Source organism: Saprospiraceae bacterium (assembly GCA_016709995.1).
GTDB lineage: Bacteria > Bacteroidota > Bacteroidia > Chitinophagales > Saprospiraceae > JADJLQ01.
In genome coordinates, this window is sequence record JADJLQ010000002.1 from 120,482 (window position 1) to 140,490 (window position 20,009).

14 protein-coding genes and 1 pseudogene are annotated in these 20,009 nt (G+C 43.0%); 4 read left to right on the forward strand and 11 right to left on the reverse strand.

Going from position 1 to position 20,009, the window contains the following annotated elements:
- Positions 1-62: 62 nt before the first annotated feature.
- Positions 63-830, reverse strand: coding sequence for an alpha/beta fold hydrolase (locus IPJ09_14950; GenBank protein ID MBK7372707.1), 768 nt, complete (start codon positions 828-830; stop codon positions 63-65).
- Between the two features lie 243 nt (positions 831-1,073).
- Between IPJ09_14950 and IPJ09_14955 the strand changes: the two genes are divergently transcribed.
- The 3 genes and pseudogenes from IPJ09_14955 (at position 1,074) to bglX (ending at position 6,168) form a co-directional block, all read left to right on the forward strand.
- The gene (locus tag IPJ09_14955; protein ID MBK7372708.1) at positions 1,074-2,138 is read left to right on the forward strand and encodes a cellulase family glycosylhydrolase; all 1,065 of its coding nucleotides are present in this window, start codon (positions 1,074-1,076) and stop codon (positions 2,136-2,138) included.
- Between the two features lie 143 nt (positions 2,139-2,281).
- The gene (locus IPJ09_14960; protein MBK7372709.1) at positions 2,282-3,769 is read left to right on the forward strand and encodes an NAD(P)/FAD-dependent oxidoreductase; all 1,488 of its coding nucleotides are present in this window, start codon (positions 2,282-2,284) and stop codon (positions 3,767-3,769) included.
- Positions 3,770-3,864: 95 nt separating this feature from the next.
- Positions 3,865-6,168 (forward strand): annotated as a pseudogene (gene bglX, locus IPJ09_14965) (beta-glucosidase BglX).
- Between the two features lie 150 nt (positions 6,169-6,318).
- On the opposite strand, the gene IPJ09_14970 reads toward bglX, so the two are convergent.
- Genes IPJ09_14970 through IPJ09_14985 form a run of 4 tightly spaced genes read right to left on the reverse strand, consistent with a single transcriptional unit; the run spans position 6,319 to position 8,370 of the window.
- Positions 6,319-6,726, reverse strand: a complete 408-nt coding sequence (locus tag IPJ09_14970) for a hypothetical protein (GenBank protein ID MBK7372710.1) — start codon at positions 6,724-6,726, stop codon at positions 6,319-6,321.
- Between the two features lie 16 nt (positions 6,727-6,742).
- Positions 6,743-7,048 carry a hypothetical protein gene (locus IPJ09_14975; GenBank protein MBK7372711.1) on the reverse strand — a complete coding sequence of 102 codons (306 nt, stop codon included), beginning with the start codon at positions 7,046-7,048 and terminating at the stop codon, positions 6,743-6,745.
- Between the two features lie 9 nt (positions 7,049-7,057).
- Positions 7,058-7,516, reverse strand: coding sequence for an SRPBCC domain-containing protein (locus IPJ09_14980; GenBank protein ID MBK7372712.1), 459 nt, complete (start codon positions 7,514-7,516; stop codon positions 7,058-7,060).
- A gap of 50 nt (positions 7,517-7,566) precedes the next feature.
- Positions 7,567-8,370, reverse strand: coding sequence for an RNA polymerase sigma factor (locus IPJ09_14985; GenBank protein MBK7372713.1), 804 nt, complete (start codon positions 8,368-8,370; stop codon positions 7,567-7,569).
- Positions 8,371-8,559: 189 nt separating this feature from the next.
- On the opposite strand from IPJ09_14985, the gene IPJ09_14990 reads away from it, so the two are divergent.
- Entirely contained in the window at positions 8,560-10,905 is a 2,346-nt protein-coding gene (locus IPJ09_14990; GenBank protein MBK7372714.1) for a PQQ-binding-like beta-propeller repeat protein, read from the forward strand.
- A gap of 63 nt (positions 10,906-10,968) precedes the next feature.
- Here IPJ09_14990 and IPJ09_14995 read toward each other — a convergent pair whose 3' ends face one another.
- The 6 genes from IPJ09_14995 to IPJ09_15020 form a co-directional block, all read right to left on the reverse strand.
- Entirely contained in the window at positions 10,969-12,363 is a 1,395-nt protein-coding gene (locus tag IPJ09_14995) for an alpha-L-fucosidase (GenBank protein MBK7372715.1), read from the reverse strand.
- Between the two features lie 63 nt (positions 12,364-12,426).
- Positions 12,427-13,089: an SGNH/GDSL hydrolase family protein gene (locus IPJ09_15000; protein MBK7372716.1), complete on the reverse strand. Its 663-nt coding sequence runs from the start codon at positions 13,087-13,089 to the stop codon at positions 12,427-12,429.
- Between the two features lie 75 nt (positions 13,090-13,164).
- The gene (locus IPJ09_15005) at positions 13,165-15,552 is read right to left on the reverse strand and encodes a glycoside hydrolase family 95 protein (GenBank protein MBK7372717.1); all 2,388 of its coding nucleotides are present in this window, start codon (positions 15,550-15,552) and stop codon (positions 13,165-13,167) included.
- Between the two features lie 384 nt (positions 15,553-15,936).
- Positions 15,937-16,713 carry a phytanoyl-CoA dioxygenase family protein gene (locus IPJ09_15010; protein ID MBK7372718.1) on the reverse strand — a complete coding sequence of 259 codons (777 nt, stop codon included), beginning with the start codon at positions 16,711-16,713 and terminating at the stop codon, positions 15,937-15,939.
- A 520-nt stretch (positions 16,714-17,233) separates the two neighbouring features.
- The gene (locus IPJ09_15015) at positions 17,234-17,815 is read right to left on the reverse strand and encodes a hypothetical protein (GenBank protein ID MBK7372719.1); all 582 of its coding nucleotides are present in this window, start codon (positions 17,813-17,815) and stop codon (positions 17,234-17,236) included.
- A gap of 440 nt (positions 17,816-18,255) precedes the next feature.
- Positions 18,256-19,764, reverse strand: a complete 1,509-nt coding sequence (locus IPJ09_15020; GenBank protein ID MBK7372720.1) for a carboxylesterase family protein — start codon at positions 19,762-19,764, stop codon at positions 18,256-18,258.
- Positions 19,765-20,009: the final 245 nt, after the last annotated feature.

Sequence of the window (20,009 nt, forward strand, 5' to 3'; positions counted from 1 at the left end):
AGATAGGAAGAATACAGGAATCGAAAATTCAAAGGTCGGCAGATCGCAACTGATCCGCTTTATTACTTTAAAAAAGCCGCTAAAGCATTGCGTTTTTCTTCAAACCTGCTCAGGTTATTATGGCTACCTCCTTTTATGATTACAAATTGATCGGTAGGTTTGAGCAAAGGACGCAGCCCCAAGGCAGAAGATAGGGGAACGATAGGATCTACGGTGCCTTGCAAGATAAGGATGGGGCAGAGGATCTTTGGCACTCTATCATTGTTGTGAAAGCTATGCCTCAAGGGGATGATGTACAGCATGACCCTCAAATACCAGGGCACTACATTTTTGAGCTCATCATATGGGGTCTCCAGGATTATTTTTTGAGGCTCATGCTGTACCGCTAAAGCAGTGGCAACCCCTGTACCGAGTGACCGGCCATAATAGATCAGGGGCTGATCGGGAAATTTTTCTTTTGCCCAGGCCCGGGTAGCTTCGGCATCCTGGTACAGACCTGCCTCCGAAGGGTAGCCGGTGCTTTTGCCATAACCCCGATAGTCTATCATCAGCACATCATACCCCAATGTAGTGAGATCGGCTGCGTATCTGCCCCAGCGGTCCAGCGAATGACGATTGCCATGAAAGTAGAGGATCAGTCCCTTTGCACTTTCTGCGCTGTGAAACAGCAATGCATTGAGTAGGACACTATCCGATGATGGGATAAAAACTTCTTCTGCATCATGACTAAAACGATAATCTGCTGGCAAGATCTGTCGCTGAAATATGAATCTGTCCTGGACAAGGTAAATGAGGGTAAAGCCTAACAGATACATGCTTAAAAGAACCATGATAATTTTGAAACCAAATTTTGGAAGTTTATTTATTGATGTTGCCTTAAACATGCGGGCTGCAAAAGTACTCTGCTTTGGGAGAACATGGCTGCACAATCAGCCTGGCAGGACAGATACTACTAAAATGTGGAGTTCCTTCTCTGGATGGCGTTTACTTTCCTATGTTTTTTTATCCACCTATCTAATCACTCTGGAATACCATTGTTGTAATGATTATCTTTAAAAGCTCAATCTCAACTTATGAAAAGATCATTTTACTTGTTTGTTTTGTTGGCGCCCTTCCTGTTTTTGTCATTTCTTGCAGTTGCGTCTTCTCCACCCTTCCATAAATTTAAAATCAACAAAGGGACTAATATTGCACATTGGCTTTCACAAAGCACCCGCCGCGGAACAGAACGATCCGGTTTTTTTACAGAAAAGGATATTCAATATATTCATCAGGCTGGTTTTGATCATATCCGGTTACCCGTAGACGAAGAACAACTATGGACGCTGGATGGCCGGCGGGAAGAAGAAGCGTTTAAGTTGATGGGTGATTGCATTCAATGGTGCGAGCGCTCAGGTCTGCGAGTAATCATCGATCTCCATATATTGCGTTCACATCATTTTAATGCTGCTGAAAAACCCCTGTGGACCAAACCTGAAGAACAAGATAAATTTATCGCTCTTTGGAAAGACCTCTCCGGGTTTTTACATACCTGGCCACAAGGGCTGGTAGCCTACGAAATCATGAACGAACCTGTAGCAGATGATCCGGAACAGTGGAACCATCTCATAGCCCGTGCGGTCTCAGTGATTCGGGATCTGGAACCGAACCGTACTATCGTGATCGGCTCCAACAGATGGCAGTCAGCGCAGACTTTCGACCAACTCAAAGTGCCTGCCCATGATCGCAACATCATCCTTTCTTATCATTTTTACGAACCCTTTTATCTATCTCATATCAGAGCTTCTTGGACAAAGCTAAAAGATTTTACCGGTGAGGTAAATTATCCCGGCCCAATAGTGGTCAATGGGACTACTCTTGAAGAACAGAAAATATACAACCGGGATACCCTGGAAAAAATGATGTCAAAACCATTCCAGCTGGCCAGGAAGCTACATCTGCCTTTGTATTGTGGCGAATTTGGTATCATAGACAAAGCACCTATCCCTCCCAAGCTTGCCTGGTATAGGGATATGGTCAGTATCTTTAAAAAACACCATGTGTCTTATGCCAATTGGAATTATAAAGCTGGATCATTTGGGATTGTAGATAAGGATATGGTGCCCGATGAAAAGGTAGTTAGTATCTTAGTTAATTAGATCATTTATCTATGGCGGGTGAAGGTCTGGTTTGAGTCTTCTCTAAACATAAGAGGTTTACCTCAAACATTCATTCCTACTATTGAGTATTTTGATTGTTCAATGATACCTAGTTATACAAGCTTTATCAACCATCTTGACTTATGACCCACTTTGATCTGGTAGTTATCGGCGCCGGACCAGCAGGATTTGCTGCAGCCATGCGGGCGCACGATTTTAAAAAGAAAACATTATTGATCGAGCGCGATCGGCTCGGAGGTGCCGGCATGAACAATGGAGCTCTTTCGTCAAAGACCTGGTGGGAACTCTCCAGGGATGTAGCTGCACTAAGAAAACAGTTGAAGAAGTATAACATACAGGCACCAGCCATCGACTTTGAAGAAGTGTATCGTGAGGTTCAAAAAGCAATAGCAGAACGAAAAGATTTGCTGGAAGAACAGATGCGCTGTTTTATCAATACCGCCGATGATTATTTTGAATACAGGATCGGCGAAGCAAAGCTCCTGGACCAATACACTGTCGAAATTGCTACCCCCGGGCACAAAGAGATCGTCCATGCAGATCATATCATCCTGGCTACCGGTAGCAAACCCCGCTATTTACCGGAGTTGCCTATTGATGAAAAAATAATAATGACCAGCGATGGCATTGAGCATATGTCAACATTCCCCGAAAGTCTGGTGATTGTAGGTGCGGGAGTGATTGGTTGTGAGTATGCTACTATATTCAGTTCATTTGGGCATACTAAAGTATACCTCATTGACAAAGGTGCCAGGATTCTTCCATTTGAAGATAAAGATGTGGTCGATATCATCCAGCAAAATATGGAAAACAATGGAGTGGTGATTCATCATCAATCAAAACTGGCAGACATGAAGATCGTGGATGGCCATGTGGAGTACACGATTCAATATGACGATGGTACCTCAGAGACGCTTTCCGTAGCAAAAGCGCTCGTATCTGTGGGCCGCACCCCCAATCTGGACAATCTTATTCCATCAGAATTAGGGCTCATGATGCATCAAAGGGGTGTAGAAAACCTGAGCACTCAAACCAATATACCCAATATCTATGCTGTGGGTGATCTTACCTCAGATATTTCTCTGGTCAATATAGGAGAGCTTGAAGGTCGGCATGCTGTCGAAAAGATATTTGGCCGACCATCCCGCCAGTTGGTCTATGATAATATCAGTAATATCATGTTTCTAAACCCTGAAGTTGCCAGCGTAGGTATAAATGAACTGCAAGCCCAGGCTGCAGGGCTCGACTATAGAGTAGCTACTTTGGATTATGCCACCATACCAAGGGCCATCGCCAAACGCAATACCCAGGGTTTTATCAAATTGATCACCAGGGATGACCAGCAAATGCAGATTTTAGGGATGAAAGTAGTTGGAAACCATGCTTCAAGTGCCATTCAGGCAGTAGCTCTACTCATCTCTATGGGCAAAGGCATAGAGGAATTGGCCGAATGCGTCCATCCACATCCCTCTATCATCGAAGGGGTTCAAGAGTGTGTGCGGATGCTGATGGGAAAATCGTTGCTCAAACCCATGGCATTGAGTAATTCCCTTACTTGTAAAAAATGGATAAATGGAAAATACATTAATATGCAGGATATTTCTGAGTGACTTGGGATACTATTACCAAATCAATTTTATAACTATCCCATTGATCCTGCAGAAAGGATATTAGGATTATAATCATGTAAGTTTAAATTCGCTCTATGAAAATTATTTTTAAAACACATTTTTCTGCCTGTGTATTTGGGTTTATTCTCTTGATGGCCTGTAATACGAATGATTCCGCCCCTACTGATGGCCAACCCAATGCCTTTATAGAGGATTTGATAAAAAAAATGACCCTTGAAGAAAAAATCGGTCAGCTCAATCTCCTGACACCGGGTGGTGCAGTCACTGGTGAAGTAGTCAGCAAAGATGTAGAGATGAAAATCAAAACCGGCCAGGTCGGAGGGATATTTGGCATACGCGGGGCAGACCTCACCCGCCGGGCTCAGCAGCTGGCTGTAGAGCAGAGTCGTCTAGGCATCCCCCTGATCACAGGTATGGATGTCATCCACGGCCACCAAACCATCTTGCCCATCCCACTAGGACTATCTTGTAGCTGGGATATGTCCCTTATAAAACAATCCGCACAAATGGCTGCCAAAGAAGCCACCGCGGATGGCCTGATGTGGACTTTTTTCACCCATGGTAGATATTGCAAGAGATCCGCGCTGGGGTCGCATTTCCGAAGGATCGGGCGAAGATACTTACCTAGGTAGCAAGATAGCGGCCGCCATGGTCCAGGGATACCAGGGTACAGACTTATCCAATCCTATGACTATGCTAGCCTGTGTCAAACATTACGCCGCTTATGGTGCTGCCGAAGGAGGTCGCGATTATGCAGCGGGGGATATGAGCACTTTAAAACTGTACAATGAATACTTACCTCCCTATAAAGCAGCTGTTGATGCCGGAGTAGGATCCTTGATGAATTCTTTTAACGTAGTCGACTATACTCCGGCTACTGCCAATACACATCTGTTGAGTCAGGTACTCAGAAAGGACTGGGGTTTCGATGGTCTCATCGTGACCGATTATACCTCTATCAACGAAATGGTCAACCATGGCATCGGTGATCTGCAGGAAGTGTCTGCCAGAGCTTTACGCGTCGGGGTTGATATGGATATGGTGGGTGAAGGCTTTCTCACGACACTCAAAAAATCATTGGAAGAAAAAAAATATCGGAGGATCAAATTAATCAGGCTTGCAGACGCGTGCTTCAAGCCAAATACAACCTTGGTTTGTTTGATGATCCTTATAAATACTTTGATACGGTGCGTGCAAAAAAAGATATTCTCTCAGCAGAGATGCGCGCTTTTGCCAGGGCTACGGCTGCAAAAAACTTTTGTTCTGCTGGAGAATAAAAATTCGATCCTGCCCTTAAAAAACAAGGAAGTATCGCGGTCATTGGTCCGCTTGCAGACAGCCGGCGGAATATGCTAGGCACCTGGTCAGTGTCGGGCGATTATACCAAAGCTGTGACGGTCATGGAGGGTATAAAAACTGTAGCTGGTGGGCAGTGCACTATCCGGTATGCCAAGGGGGCCAATCTGAGCGATGATACCACGTTTGCAAAAAAAGTCAACGTATTCGGCCAGGAGATTGAGATAGATAAAAGAAGCCCGGATGTCATGTTATCCGAAGCCTTGGCTCTTGCGCGCCAATCAGATGTGATCATAGCTGTCGTCGGTGAAGCTGCCGATATGACCGGTGAGGCCGCAAGTATGGCGGATATTGGGTTGCAAGCCAGTCAAAGAAAACTTCTGGAAGCCTTGAAAAAAACTGGCAAGCCGATTGTCATGATTTTATACAATGGACGCCCTATGACTATCGATTGGGAATCAAAAAATATGGACGCAATCCTGGATGTTTGGTTTGGCGGTACGGAGGGGGCCAATGCCGTAGCAGATGTGCTATTTGGAGATCAGTCTCCCCAGGGAAGGTTGACGACTTCCTTTCCGGTGCACGTAGGACAGATTCCTGTATACCATGCCATGCTCAATACTGGCAGACCTTACCACGGAGAAGCTTTTTCTAAATTCAAATCAAATTACCTGGATATCCCCAACGAACCTCTTTACCCATTTGGTTATGGGCTGACTTATTCTTCCTGTCAATATGGCAATCCTGATATTAGCAATGCAACTTTGCAAGGAGGCGGTACGATCAAGGTATCCATCCCGGTCATGAATAGCGGTACCCGTCCGGTAACAGAGACCGTACAAATGTATATCCGGGATGTGGTAGGGTCTATCTCCAGACCCATGAAAGAACTCAAAGGGTTCGAACAAATCACTCTACAACCCGGAGAAAGTAAAACAGTAAGCTTCGATATCAAGGAGTCTCTTTTAAAATTTTACAATACCCGGTTAGAGTATATAGCTGAACCCGGACTATTTGAAGTTTTCGTGGGCCCCAATGCCCGGGATGTCAAAAAAGTAGATTTTGTGTTGAAGCTGGACTAAAGCTTCCCGTTCGGAGGGGTTGTGGGGTAGACTAGTAAAACTTTGCAACCATTTTAGATTGAACCGTTTTTGTTCAGCACATAAAGAAATCATAGAGCGAGCTCCACTGGCTTTCGCTCAGACTTGACTTCTTCTACCCGCTAGGACTTTTTACATCGCTTTCATCTTATTTCCCCTGGCCTCATGCGTCACCTCAGCTAACCCAAGTGCTTCCATCAACGGTGGGATATACATACCAAATCGGCCGCGAAGTCCTTTTTTAAGACCATACCACCCACCCACAGGATTATTTGCTGAGCGGCCCCAGGCTTCTACGGTGCCTTCTTTGGCAGGTTTTTGCTCATCCGCACTGCCTAGTTCCATCCAATCGGCGTGTTTTATAAGCATTTTATGTAAGTCTTCCAGGCATGCTGGATTGTAGTGCAATACCGTTTTACCTACTGTACATACCAGGACCTCTTTGCCATCCTTTTCATCTACATGCATGGTATACCCGGATGTCAACGGAGGCGTCTTTAATACCAAGGGCTTTTCTTTACTTCCTATTTTATATTTCATATTGCTTTATTTTTTATCAAAAACTTGTAGATGATCCGATCAAAATTAATATTTCTTGTTTGGGGGGCACTTCCAGACCGCTGGCCTTGAGCTGCTGTTGAAAAAACTTAAACGAAGCCAGCTCATTTAAAAAATTTTGGTCATCATCAGATTGGAAGATAGCCGTATGAATAAATGTTTTGTCGTCTTCTTTGATACAGGCGTGATATAATAGTCCTGCACGATGGAGTTGTTGCAGGTCCGTCATCACTGCCTGGATATTGATTTTGTTCTGTGCTGCAAAACCGGCTTGCACGGTGTAAGTGACTTGTATGGTTTTCATCCTTTAATCTTATTTAGATTGCATGATTAATTCTGCTTCGTGTTTTAAATCTGCTGCAAATCGTTCAAACGATTCGTCAAATGGGGGTATCATTTTTGCAAAAAGGGGGAAGAGCAAACCTCCGATTTTTTCTCTCATCGTGAAGGTGACCAATCCATTTGTTTTTTGATCCAACGTGTATACGCGCGTGCCTTGCGCATCGCCCCAGGCCAGTTTTTTGTTGACTTCCATTTCTTTTACTTTCAGCTTAAAAGTGCGTTTGGCATCGAGGATCGATTTAAGTTTGACCGTTTCGCCAAGAGCTATTTTACCTTCCAGTAGGGTGACCGTGGAGTTCCACCTGGCGTAATCATCAGCGGTGGTCAGTAAGGCCCAGATCACTGATGTATCCGCCTGGATATCGGTGCTGACGGTAGTCTGACGGCTAAAAGTAGTTTTGACGGTTTCTGCTATTTCTATGGTTGACATCGGCTAGATATTTAATAACTTGGACGATTCAGCCATAGAAAATGATAGGATCAGGAGGCAGTTGCTTCCATCCTTTTTTCCATCACCTGCCTATTATGCTCTAAATGAAAGAGTTGCAGGTCAGCTGCCGGAGATTCGAACGGATCCGTTTCCTGTAAAATTTTCATCCGAAGGTCAAACAGGTGTTCTTTGTCTTTATTGGTGGCTTGTTTCACGAGGTCCAGCTTCATCAATTCTTCCTGGGCATTTTGTTTGGGATTGAAGATGCCATTGAGTTCAGAGCATTGGTGACAGACTCCATTTTTATTGATCAGGGCACACCGTCCTTCGTAGATATCGATCATTTTTGACCTGCCGGTATGGAGGTAATATTTGACCATCGCTTCGTTGGTATTCAAGATGACCGCGATATCGGGGACTTTAAATGAGTACACTTCTTTAAGGTAAATGCAGAGCTGCTGTTCGAGGGGCAGGGATTTGGAGATACAGGTAAAACATAGGACTATATGTTCTTTGGCTTCGTACTGACCCTGCGGCGAATGGGTCCTGATTTCCATCGCTTTTTCAAAAAATGGCCGGTTGACCAACGCAGCTGCTTTGGTGATATCCGTAACATTTTCTACCCAGCGCTTTTGTACGCGGAGATTGTCTTTGGCCAGATTGGAAGCTATGGCAAAAATCCAGGTCTTTAGACTGGATTCTGACCTGAACGTAGCTAGTTTGTCGAGTGCCTTAATATAGGTGTCGTGCATGATGTCCTCGGCATCTGGGACACTCGTGGTGATCCTTAAAATATAGGACTTTAATTGACTTGCACAATTTTGAAATTCCTGATCGAAAAGTTCTGTAGTCATCCTGGATGGGAACGAAAGTAAAAAGGATAATATTAGTTGTTATGCGGCAAATAATCAAGAGCTATACGACTAACTAATGTCTAACACCCAAAGAAGTCATAAGCTAACGCAATTGCTTCCCTCAAAATTTGACTTCTGCTCCCCCTTCTTTATCCCCCTGTTATTATTTATTTTCACTCAATGAATTCCATGGTATCAAAGCTGCTACTATCGTGTATACTACTTATCTGTATTTGCTGCAAATCCAAAGTGCCGGATCCACTGATCGCTACCACCGCACAGGGTGGAGTGTATACCACCGAGCAAGCTGTCTCGGTTGCTATGCTATATTCTACGGCATGTGCGAGCTGTCATGGTCCTGCCGGCAGAGGTACAGAAGGCGGCCCTCCCCTGACCGGCAGTTTGTTTTTATCGAAATGGAAAGATCTGCCATTGGCTAATCTGTTTGACCTCACCAAAAACACCATGCCCAAAAACAATCCCCGGGCCTATGATGATAGTATATATGTATCCCTGATCGCATATCTTCTTCAATTAAATAATTATCCTGCCGGCGCACTTGCCCTCTCTCCGGATAAAAACCTATTGAGCCAGATTAAACCAGGCATGGCTCCTGAACCCCTGGTTCCTTATAAATATGCTCCCAAAAATGCTGAAGAAGTGATCAAGTCCATCGAGGGCGACTGGCCTGTGCATCGCAGTGATTTCTACAGCACCAACTACTCTGGTCTCGAGCAGATCAAGTCAGACAATATAAAAGATTTGAAAATCCTGTGGCGGTGGAAAACGGACAATTTCGGACCCACCCCGGAGTATAATTATGAAGTAACTCCTTTGATGGTCGGCGGGCTCCTTTTCACTACTGCCGGATCCCGAAGGGCAGTGGCAGCCATTGATGCCCGCACGGGCGAGACCCGGTGGACCTATTCATTAAACGAAGGGGCACGGACCGCTTATGCGCCCAGGCAAAACTCTGGCCGTGGAGTAGCCTATTGGAAAAATAAAAACGGTGCAGACCGGGTCGTCTATATCACTCCAACTTATCAACTCATAGCCCTCGATGCCCAAACTGGCCTACCCGTCGCGTCCTTTGGTGAAAAAGGGATCGTAGACCTCCGGAAAGCGCTAGGACTGGATCCGGTCACTGCAGTGATCGGATCAACATCCCCTCCCATCATCGTCAATGATGTCATCATCACCGGTTCTTCTTTTCCAACCGGACTTGCCCCAAGATCCATGCGCGAAATGCGTGGGGATATTTCTGCTTACGATGTCCGAACCGGTAACCGCCTCTGGATCTTTCATACCATTCCACAGCAAGGAGAGTATGGCAATGAATCTTGGAAAAACGACAGTTGGAAATATACAGGAAATGTAGGTTCCTGGCCACCGCTCTCCGCCGATCCGGAATTGGGTTATGTGTACCTGCCCCTGGAAGCTGCCACCGGTGATCTCTATGGTGGACACCGTCCGGGTGACAACCTTTTTTCGCAGAGCCTGGTGTGCCTGGATGTGAAGACCGGCAAGCGGATATGGCATTTTCAAATGATCCACCACGATACCTGGGACTACGACTTACCGGCACCCCCGGTCCTGGCCAATATCGAAGTTGACGGAGCAAAAATTAAAGCAGTGGCACAAGTATCCAAGCAAGGATTTGTCTATGTATTTGATCGGGTCACCGGCAAACCGGTCTGGCCCATCATAGAGCAGCCGGTGCCGAAGAGTGAAGTCCCGGGAGAAGAAAGTGCGCCTACCCAGCCTTTTCCCACCAAACCGCTTCCATTCGACCGACAGGGGGTGACAGAAGACATCCTGATTGATTTTACGCCACAATTAAAACAAGAAGCCCTCGATATTGTCAAGCGGTATAAGTACGGTCCCTTATACACTCCGATCACAGTGCATGACCCGTCTGGCACCCAGGGTACACTCATGTTGCCTTCGGCTACAGGCGGCGCCAACTGGCAGGGAGCTATACTCGATCCCGAGACCAATATCCTATACGTAACCTCCACCACCAATATCGAAGCGATGGCTTTGTTTTCCGAACCCGATATATCCGATATGAAGTATGTGGCCTGGTGGACCGGTGGTTTTGGATTTGGCCAGGGAGGACCGCAGGGACTGCCCCTGGTCAAGCCGCCCTGGGGTCGCATCACCGCCATCAACCTCAATACCGGAGATCATGCCTGGATGATACCCAATGGAGAAACCCCCGAATGGGTCACCAATAATCCCGCACTCAAAAAAATCAAGCTCCCTCCGACCGGCAATCCGGACCGGGTAGGAATGCTCGTGACTAAAACATTGTTATTTGCCGGAGAAGGATCCGGCTTGTACGGGGCCGCAGGGGGTGGTGGCAATAAACTAAGGGCCATCAACAAATCTACCGGCGAGGTGATATCAACACTTACGTTGCCTGCTTCCCAAACCGGATTGCCGATGACTTATTCGATCAACGGCAAGCAGTATATTGTCTTGGCTATTGGGGGTAAGGATCATCCGGGGGAGTTGGTTGCGTTGGGGCTTTGAGGTGTGGATGGAGTGATTACGTTGGGATTTATTTCCATTTCTTTGTCAATTACTACACGGTTTTTATTTCACAAAGTAAACACTGAAGTTTTTTATTTTAGGTTTTGCTTCCGATTCTGAAATTACCAATCTGATCTTTGATATTTCAACAGGATCTATGATTTGAATTCTTTTATGGCCAATACATTCTCCACGGCCAACCTCCTTCCAGGCATCATTGATGGAAGCCTCAATGGTATACTTCCTTGCCTGTTCGCCATTTACAATGTCTTCCTGAAGAATGATATGGTTTACTTTAGTTGCTTTTGGTAAGGAAAGTTCTAATACATCCCCTTCACCATGCGTCGTGGCAATTGGTTTTCCAAAACTCTTTTTTATCTCATCTCCCCATTCCTTCAGGCGTTTCACATCGGGTGCCGGAATTAATCCCCTGGGATCAGGTGTAACGCCCATGATCAGGGTAGAATTGTGCCCTACAGAATTGTTATACATATCCATCAGATTTTCCAGTGGGTAAATATGGGCTTCATCTCCAGGTTCCCAAAACCATTCATGGCGACCATTATATCCTCTTAATGGAGCATCGCTCATAGCAGGCATCCAGTATTTCCCATCGGGATCGCCGTGTTTAAGCAATTGATAATATTCAGCCTGGGTATCACCGGCATGTGAATAAACATTGGGAAAGGTGGCCCAACAGGGATAAGGCACTGTCCCTGATTCGGAACCTCCCCACCTTACTTCAGCCAGTTGATTATTATGGTAGAATATACAATTGGGTTGGTATTTTTTAACGATGGGCAACACATCCGGTGCTCCAAGGTCCGGATGGCTGGCACCACCATCAAACCATATTTCAAACAATTCACCGTACCGGGTACAAATTTCGGTAACCATGCCTTCAACCATTTTATTGTAGTATGCCTGGCGGTTTTTCTGAAACGCTCCTTCGCCATTGACCTTAAAATCATACACACCCAAAAAAGAATTCCACCGGATACCCAAATAAATGCCAGGTTTAATGCCGTATTTATGACAAGAGTGAACAAAGTCGCGTACAATATCGCCTTGCCCGTTTTTCCACTTCAACGCTTTTACACTATACGGATTTACATCTGATGGGTAAAGCGCAAATCCGGTTTCATGGGTTGCGGTAAGGATAGCAAATTTAAACCCTGCCGCTTTGACTGCCTTAATCCACTGGTCCGTATTTAAGTGTTCGGGATTAAAGATCTGATAATCGGGAATAGGGTTGGTACGGTTACTTGACTGACCATTTTGCTCATATTTTTTTCCATCAAACACATGCAGATCGTAAGAGAAAAGTACACCCATTTCCGCCTGTTGCCAGGCCAATTGGGCGGCATTAGGTTTGGGGATACCCAATGCCGATTCCTGAGCTACAGTGCTGCAATACCACGAATAAAGAAGAATAAATAACACTAAATACTTTTTCATTTTCTGGTTTTTTAGATATTCGAAGTCCAGGTTGTTGAATGATTAACTCATTTAGAATAACTTCTATTTTTTAATTGCTGTAATAAGAAATTTGGACACTAATTCACCAAGTTTTTCATATCCCAGGTCAGTATAGTGAACATCGTCTGATCCTTTTCCATATTTATGGTGAATTGAAATGGATTGATCATAAAGGTCGTTTACAATAACCGAATGCTTCTTCATGATCCTTTTTGCTGCATCATTATATCGAATTGCATCCTCTTTAAATCGGCCAGCTTCATTTTCGGGAACATAGGTGGTTGTTACAAAAATCAATTTTGCCTGAGTTAGCGTTTGTAGCCGGGTTACAATTGAGTCAAGATTTGAGGCATATTCGTCAATTGTGTAAGTGATTTTTCCATTTTCTTTATCTCTGTTTCCCTGGACTTTTGAATCGGGGTGGCGATAGCATAAATCCCATAGCCCCCAGTTGAATTGAATTATATCCCATTTTTCATCCCCAATCCATTCATCTACTTTTTCCAATCCGGTACCTGTATGTTGAGCATTTCCTGGATTATGAAAGATCGTTGCCTTTTTAATCAATTTTTTCTTTACAAATGGAGTGTATCCTATCGAAATTGAATCACCGATTATGAGTATTCTGGGTATATATTTTACAAAACCGGTCAAGGAAATAATAAGTATTGCTAAAATTATTAATCTACCGTTTACTGATCGCATGATGAATAGGTGATTTATTCAGTTTATGAGTGCTCTTGTGAGGAACGGCCGTTTTTTAATACACAATATATAGTGTTAGTGTTTTGTTGTTTTATCATTTTGAGGTTCATATATATACGTATCCCCACTCAGCATGTTGACCGGAACAACTTTATCCAGATATACCAAATCGAATTTGTTATTAAATTTAGATTTGATAACTAGTTTGTCCAACTTATTATTACTCCAAAATATATCTGCTTCTAAACCGCCGCGAGCTTTCAACCCTCTGATGTGACCTTTTTCCCAAAGCCCGGGCAATGCCGGCAAAACTCGAATTACCTCCTTTTCATGTGATTGCAACAGCATTTCGCCAACACCCGCTGTATAACCAAAGTTACCATCAATTTGAAAAGGAGGGCATAGGTCAAAAAGGTTATTACTGATTGATTTTTGCAATAGCAATTGAATGTGTTCATGTGCCATATCTCCATCTAATAGCCTGGCACTGCAGTTAATCAACCAGGCCCTGCTCCAACCCGGGCCTGCGCCACCATGAGCCAGTCGGAAATCCAATGTTTTTTTGACGGCTTCCAATAAGTCTGGATTTTTTTCTTTTGTTACCATATTGCCCGGGTGAAATCCATACAGATGAGACATATGTCTGTGACCGGGTTCAGTCTCCTTATAAGCTCTGTCCCATTCAAGGATTCTACCATCATCACCTACTACAAATCCCTTGCGTAGTTGATTTTTTTGTTGTTTTACTTTTTCAACAAAGTCATTATTTACTTCTAAAATAGCACATGCTTTGAGGTAATTATCAAATACCTCGTAGATAATTTGCTGATCCATAGCACTTCCCAAACAGGTGGCCACTGCTTTCCCTTCATCGTTGAAAAATCTGTTTTCCGGAGAGGTGGAAGGAGCTGAGATCAGTGTTCCATCCCTGGGGTCTTCAATGATCCAGTCACTGTAAAATCTGGTTACTTCCTGTATGGCAGGAAAAGCTCTTTCTTTTAAAAATTTTGAGTCTTTGGTGTACTCGTAATGTTGCCAGTAATGCTGCATCAACCAACCACCTGCGCCTACGGAACATCCCCAATAAGCTGTTGGGGCTCTCAACCAGGTAGGTGCCCATAAATCAGTTGCATGCGGGATAAATGTACCACGACAACCAAAATTTTTGATTGCGGTTACTTTTCCGTTTTCAATTAACCGATCTATATAATCAAAAAGCGGGGCGTTAAGCTCTCCAAGATTAGTCATGTCAGCAAGCCAATAATTCATTTGAAGATTAATATTCAGATGGTAATCTGCATTCCATGGAGCTTCAATATGTTCATTCCATAGCCCTTGAAGATTGGCTGGATTAGTACCTTCTCTGGATGAGGAGATAAGTAAATAACGACCGTACTGGAACAGCAATGCTTCTAACCCTTTATCGATAGCGCCATTTTTTACTTTTTCGATTCTTTGATCTGTTGGAATTGCATCTGAATCATCATTAGTAAGTTGTAGATCCAGTCTTGAATATAAACTTTGATAATCTTTAATATGTGCTGCTTTTAAATCGTCAAAACTTATTGAACTTATTGCTTGCAGGTCAAGATCATTCTGTTTGCCGTATTCTTTAAAATAATAGGAAGAGTTAGAAACAATAAAAAAGGTTGCTTCTTTTACATTTTTCAATTCAAGATAATCTTTATTTTGCTGGATTATACCGCCTTTATTATTTATTTTAAGCCTGGTTTCAAACTTTACTCCTTTTGTTAAGGGGGCATCCTCAGAGTTAAATGTCCCACCTCTTTGCGTTACTTCTCCTTGCATGAAAAGAAGATTATCTGCTGCTGTAAACACTGTTGCTGTTTCAAACCCGTGATCTTTGGGTCTGCTAAGTCTGATCTTTGTATTAAGTCCTTCCGGTGCTTCTGAGGACAGTTTTATAATTATTGCCTTGTGTGGATTGGAAACAAATATTTCTTCCCTAATAAGTTTGCCATCAGACTTGTAAGAGACCGTTGAAATCGCATTACTGATATTTAATTCTCTCCTGTAATCGGAGATGCTTTTATGGTCGATATCCATGAATAAATCACCTAAAGTTTGATGCGACCTAATGACCTTTTTATTCGAAAAATTTTCTACAAAAAACTTATCAGCTTCTTCATTTTTTCCTTCAAACAATAAAGCTCTAATCCTGTCAAGATCTTTTTTGTTTCCTTTGGGTTCAGTCCAGTTTTCACTATCTGCCGGCCACATTGAATCATCATTTAGTTGAATTCGTTCGTTAGCAGTATTCCCAAAAACCATTACACCCAACTTGCCGTTGCCTAATGGCAGCGCTTCGTTCCAATTTTGTGCGGGTTGCGTATACCATAATATATGTTCTTCTTGTTTTTTGGGCATGCCGCATGCCAAGGACATGAAAGCTAAGATGACAAAAGTATATTTAATAAGCAGTTCGCTGGTGTTGTGTATCATTCTCTCTCCATGTGAATAGTTTGGCAATAATCGTTAACGGTGCAGTCTATGGTGTCGTAGCAAACCGTAGAGGACTTTGCAAGATAAACATTTGTACTGTATCGATTATTTAGTCCAAAGTAATAATAACGAAGATAGTAAGCTTGCAATAATTCCAAGTGGAATTCCTTTTAAAAATCCAATAACATGTGGTCGAAATGATCGATAATAGCTAGTATTCGGAAGTTTTAAAAAATTGGGATACCATTGGATAACAATGAGATAGTCTAATACTAAAGGTCATATATGTCTATTAGGAAGAATGCGAAGTGAATTTAATTGATCCAAAGATTGATACAGTCGTTTAACCGATTTAATCATTGTAACTGATCTTGACGGTCGTGTTTAATTTTCAATTCCTTTGATAATGGCTTTTTCTATTGGACACCTCAATTCTAATGGCTGATTTATGTTGAAATCTCTTTTAGATAATAAGTTGGGTTGAGCCATAAATTTAGGTTCTGTTCCTCTATGTTGTTGTGCAGCATGAACTAAAAAAGGATGACATAAATAAACTGTACCTGCAATTCCTGTAGCAGTTATTTCTTTTCGTAGTGGCAGATGCTGTAGCTTATCAGCCAATTCCATAAAGCTTAGTCCTGCTTCCCCTTCGTGTTGAAGTAGCTTGGCAACATCTAAGTGGGACCCTGCCTTTATCCTGGTTGGAGCATCCTTCTCTGTTGTATTTGAAAACAGAAACAACATTAATAGTGCTCTTCCTCTACTATGAATATTTATTCGCCATTCAAGGTAATTATTTGAATCTTCCCCGGGAAAACTGGCATCCACATGCCATCCAGTATCGCCAGCTTCTTCTTTACCAGGGAACCTTATCGGAAAAGTACCCAAACTCATACGTGGTACCCAATTGTCAAAGGCTAATTGATTGAATGCCTTGTGTAAAATTGTAGTATTCGCAGCTTGTTTAAACGGCTCTAAGCCTATCTCCCCAATCCGAATCACAGGTTGTGTCCATGTCTCCGGATCATCAGGCGACACTTGTATCGCTTTCCATAAAATGGTACGACAGGTATCCGCTATTTCTTGAGAAAAAGCATTCTTTATTTTGACAAAGCCAAATTCAATGAATTGTTCAATCTGCTTATTACTTAGTTTTTCCATTTTTATTGTTCTTCCAACTCACAGAAGATAAATATTTTAAACCCAATCCATGCATTAGGCATGGATTGCCCGAAGGGTCTGATGACTCCTATTGTCGTATCAGATCACGACGATAAATATCGTGATGCTGATAGAATCATCAGTCACTCGTAGGAGCCGACGCTGGGAAAAATGCGGTTCAAACGCAATGTAATAGAAACACTTTTTAGATGCCTGCCCGACTTTTTATTTTTAATTAAAGAGTCAGGCGGGCATTTTTCTCAGGTCGGGTCACTGATGTTTACAATCAGGATGCCGATATTCATCATCGGCAGTTTAACCCTGATAAATTTATTTTCCCAATAGGAAAATAATTTCATCAGCTGACTGACGATTTTGTCAGCATCCCGACATTCATCGTCGGGATCCGAAGCAGGTAATCATTGCATTCTAATGCATGATTACGGTTAAATTAAATAATTCTACAGAGTCGGTCTTCAGCTATCGAGTATTTAACCTATTGCAAAGATGATGTTTTAAGTTAATCTATTGATTCAAATCTGTCAAAATATTTAATAGTCAGGTTATATTCTTTACTCCAAAGTCTATAAGCAAAATAAAAAAACGAAAGTATCATTAGTCCATAAATTACATAAAGAGGCCTTACAACTAACTCTCTGAAAGAATTGTAAATTGGGATATTATAGAATTGGCAAAGATTATGAATAGTCGCCAAAAAACTTACAAAAATCACAACCCTAACTAATATATAACCTGAATGGGCTAATAATGTCTTTTTATTTTTAGGCGTCTTATAAAAAATCTCAAAAAAATGTCCTTTTTCGTTAAAATATAATTCTGAAATAAAGTCAATCAGCCTGCTTGGTTTAGCTTTTACCTTTGCAGTAGTATATTTAAACGTGTAGTAGTAGAATGCGTATAAAATAAGTCCAACAATGATTAAGTTAACAATGATTAAACCTGTCCACCCAGTTCCAAAAAATCTGTATAAAGGATTTTGTTCACCCGTAGGATCGTCAAAAAACCACAGTCTTGTCGAATAGAAGTCACAACCTCTCGCAAAGAGGAGAAAAAATGTTAAAATGAAAAATTTCAGCTTCATATTTTTGTCGTTTAATTTATTATTTCTGTTGTCGTTTTAAAATGCGCTATATCCAATGTCTTTATCCAAAATGCCTTATGTGCAGCTTACAAATCTGCCAAATTTTATACATATTCCCAAACTGACCTATTACCCTATACTCACGACCCTCTAAGGCCAATATTTTTGATTAACGCTCATAATGATACTACCAGGAATATTTGCGGCGATCATGCCAGGATGATACCCAAAAAGTATTTCCATCGATATGCTGAGCTATAAAATCTGCACCTTGCCAATCGTCATTTAGTTTTATTGTTACAAAACCATATTCGGCCAGAATGGATGAGACTTTTTGGAAATTATACGACTCCTTCTGACGATTGATCAGAGAACCATATTTTTTTTTAGTAGCATTGACCTTTGAATTCCTCCTTATTAAAATTGAAGACCGACTTCTGCTACTCACTCTTCATGGCTGCCAACTCTGCCTGGTACATGCCCTTCACTAGTTTTCCGTTTAGTTTGAGCTGCATCACAGATTTGTTTTTTGACTCATAAGCATGCCATTGGGTGAGCCCCTTGCCATTAGGTGATCCCGTTTTGATAAAATTAATCCAGTACTGGCTCATCATTTTTTCCATACTAAGATCAGTAGCTCTCCAGGGACGCTGCCAGGTATCCAGGGTATGTAAGGCAAAAGGCACATCCGCCGTATGAAAAGCGCCATAATCCGGAAAATCCGGTTTGGGTGCCGGCACATGATCGAATTCATACACATAGACTGGCGATCGGTTGTATTGAGCCCAGGTGATAGCCGGTACAGCCCCAAAACTTAACCTGCGCATTTTACTGTTAGATGCCGTAGCCACGGTAGCATTGTCGGCGGGAAAGAGTTTTAATAATTGGGCAGCCTGTTGTGGATAGTTTTTTTTAATCTGTTGTTTGAAGTCCTGAGGCTGGGTCTGCGTATTGCCCGAAAGCGCCCCATCACCAGTCACCCAGCCAGTCAGCACGGGAACATCATTGTGTAAGTCAGCGGCATAATATGATTCAATATTGGTTGGCAAAAAATATCCATCCAGCACCGGGCTGTAGGGGGGATTAAACTTGCCCGCACTGGCTAAAAGCTCTTCTGCCGGTATGGCTCTGAGGTCTTCAATCGAACCGGCACCCAATTGTGACACCAGTTTGGTTCCATTGGCTTCTGCCATAGCCAGACTGACGCCGCGGTTGCTACCCAGGATTCCCCCACTGTGCCCAATTGCTTTGTGGAACAATCCTTTCGCCAGGGGAGAGGCCACCAGCGCATGCACAGAAAACGAACCGGCTGACTGACCCATAATGGTCACATTATCAGGATCTCCGCCAAAGGCTGCAATATTCTGATGCACCCACTTGAGGCTCTGCAGCTGATCCAGCAAACCAAAATTAGCATCTCCTTTGCCTCCGCTCGTTGCAGTCAGCTCCGGGTGGGCAAAAAATCCAAATATATTGACCCGATAGTTGATGCCTACAAATACGATACCCTGCTGCGCATAATACTTTCCCTCATAGACCGCACAAGCTGCTGAACCGGAATTAAAGCCTCCGCCATAGATCCACACGACGACAGGTTTCTTTTTGCCATCCGGTTTGGTCCAGACATTGAGGTAGAGGCAGTCTTCACTGAGTGGGCTCGGAGGGGCGATGAATTCTTCTGTCCAGCAAGAGAATGGTTTTGGCTCTCGCTGCATGGGACTGGCAGAAAACTCAGTACATACCTTGTCGCCAGTCCAGGGGACTGGATCCTGAGGTGCCTTCCAGCGTAAAGGACCGACTGGTGGTGAAGCAAAGGGTATGGCTTTGAAAATATTGATACCACTTTCGGTATAGCCGATGACTGATCCTTGGGCAGTGGATACTTTTGGTGATTGGGCTGCAAGATTGGATGAGATGAATAGTATGGTAATGATTAGTGTTTTGTGCATAGATCTACAAGTTAGAGAAAGGGATTAAGATATAGGGATTTTTATGTTTATTTCTTTGACGACGCCAGTTGAAATTACGTGGATGGAATCATGCTCAATTCCCCAGTTATCTTTTAAGCAACTCAATAGTAATAGAAAACTTGGTTCTCTATTCCAATCTGTACTCTTTATTTATTCGGTCGATTTTTAATCGAAATGAGACTTCAAGTATTGGTAGATAAATTTGCTTAATCTATATTTTTTCG

Coding starts and splice junctions, on each gene's coding strand:
- IPJ09_14950 (MBK7372707.1), bottom strand. CDS start 830: ATGGTTCTTTTAAGCATGTATCTGTTAGGCTTTACCCTCATTTACCTT.
- IPJ09_14955 (MBK7372708.1), top strand. CDS start 1,074: ATGAAAAGATCATTTTACTTGTTTGTTTTGTTGGCGCCCTTCCTGTTT.
- IPJ09_14960 (MBK7372709.1), top strand. CDS start 2,282: ATGACCCACTTTGATCTGGTAGTTATCGGCGCCGGACCAGCAGGATTT.
- IPJ09_14970 (MBK7372710.1), bottom strand. CDS start 6,726: ATGAAATATAAAATAGGAAGTAAAGAAAAGCCCTTGGTATTAAAGACG.
- IPJ09_14975 (MBK7372711.1), bottom strand. CDS start 7,048: ATGAAAACCATACAAGTCACTTACACCGTGCAAGCCGGTTTTGCAGCA.
- IPJ09_14980 (MBK7372712.1), bottom strand. CDS start 7,516: ATGTCAACCATAGAAATAGCAGAAACCGTCAAAACTACTTTTAGCCGT.
- IPJ09_14985 (MBK7372713.1), bottom strand. CDS start 8,370: ATGACTACAGAACTTTTCGATCAGGAATTTCAAAATTGTGCAAGTCAA.
- IPJ09_14990 (MBK7372714.1), top strand. CDS start 8,560: ATGGTATCAAAGCTGCTACTATCGTGTATACTACTTATCTGTATTTGC.
- IPJ09_14995 (MBK7372715.1), bottom strand. CDS start 12,363: ATGAAAAAGTATTTAGTGTTATTTATTCTTCTTTATTCGTGGTATTGC.
- IPJ09_15000 (MBK7372716.1), bottom strand. CDS start 13,089: ATGCGATCAGTAAACGGTAGATTAATAATTTTAGCAATACTTATTATT.
- IPJ09_15005 (MBK7372717.1), bottom strand. CDS start 15,552: ATGATACACAACACCAGCGAACTGCTTATTAAATATACTTTTGTCATC.
- IPJ09_15010 (MBK7372718.1), bottom strand. CDS start 16,713: ATGGAAAAACTAAGTAATAAGCAGATTGAACAATTCATTGAATTTGGC.
- IPJ09_15015 (MBK7372719.1), bottom strand. CDS start 17,815: ATGAAGCTGAAATTTTTCATTTTAACATTTTTTCTCCTCTTTGCGAGA.
- IPJ09_15020 (MBK7372720.1), bottom strand. CDS start 19,764: ATGCACAAAACACTAATCATTACCATACTATTCATCTCATCCAATCTT.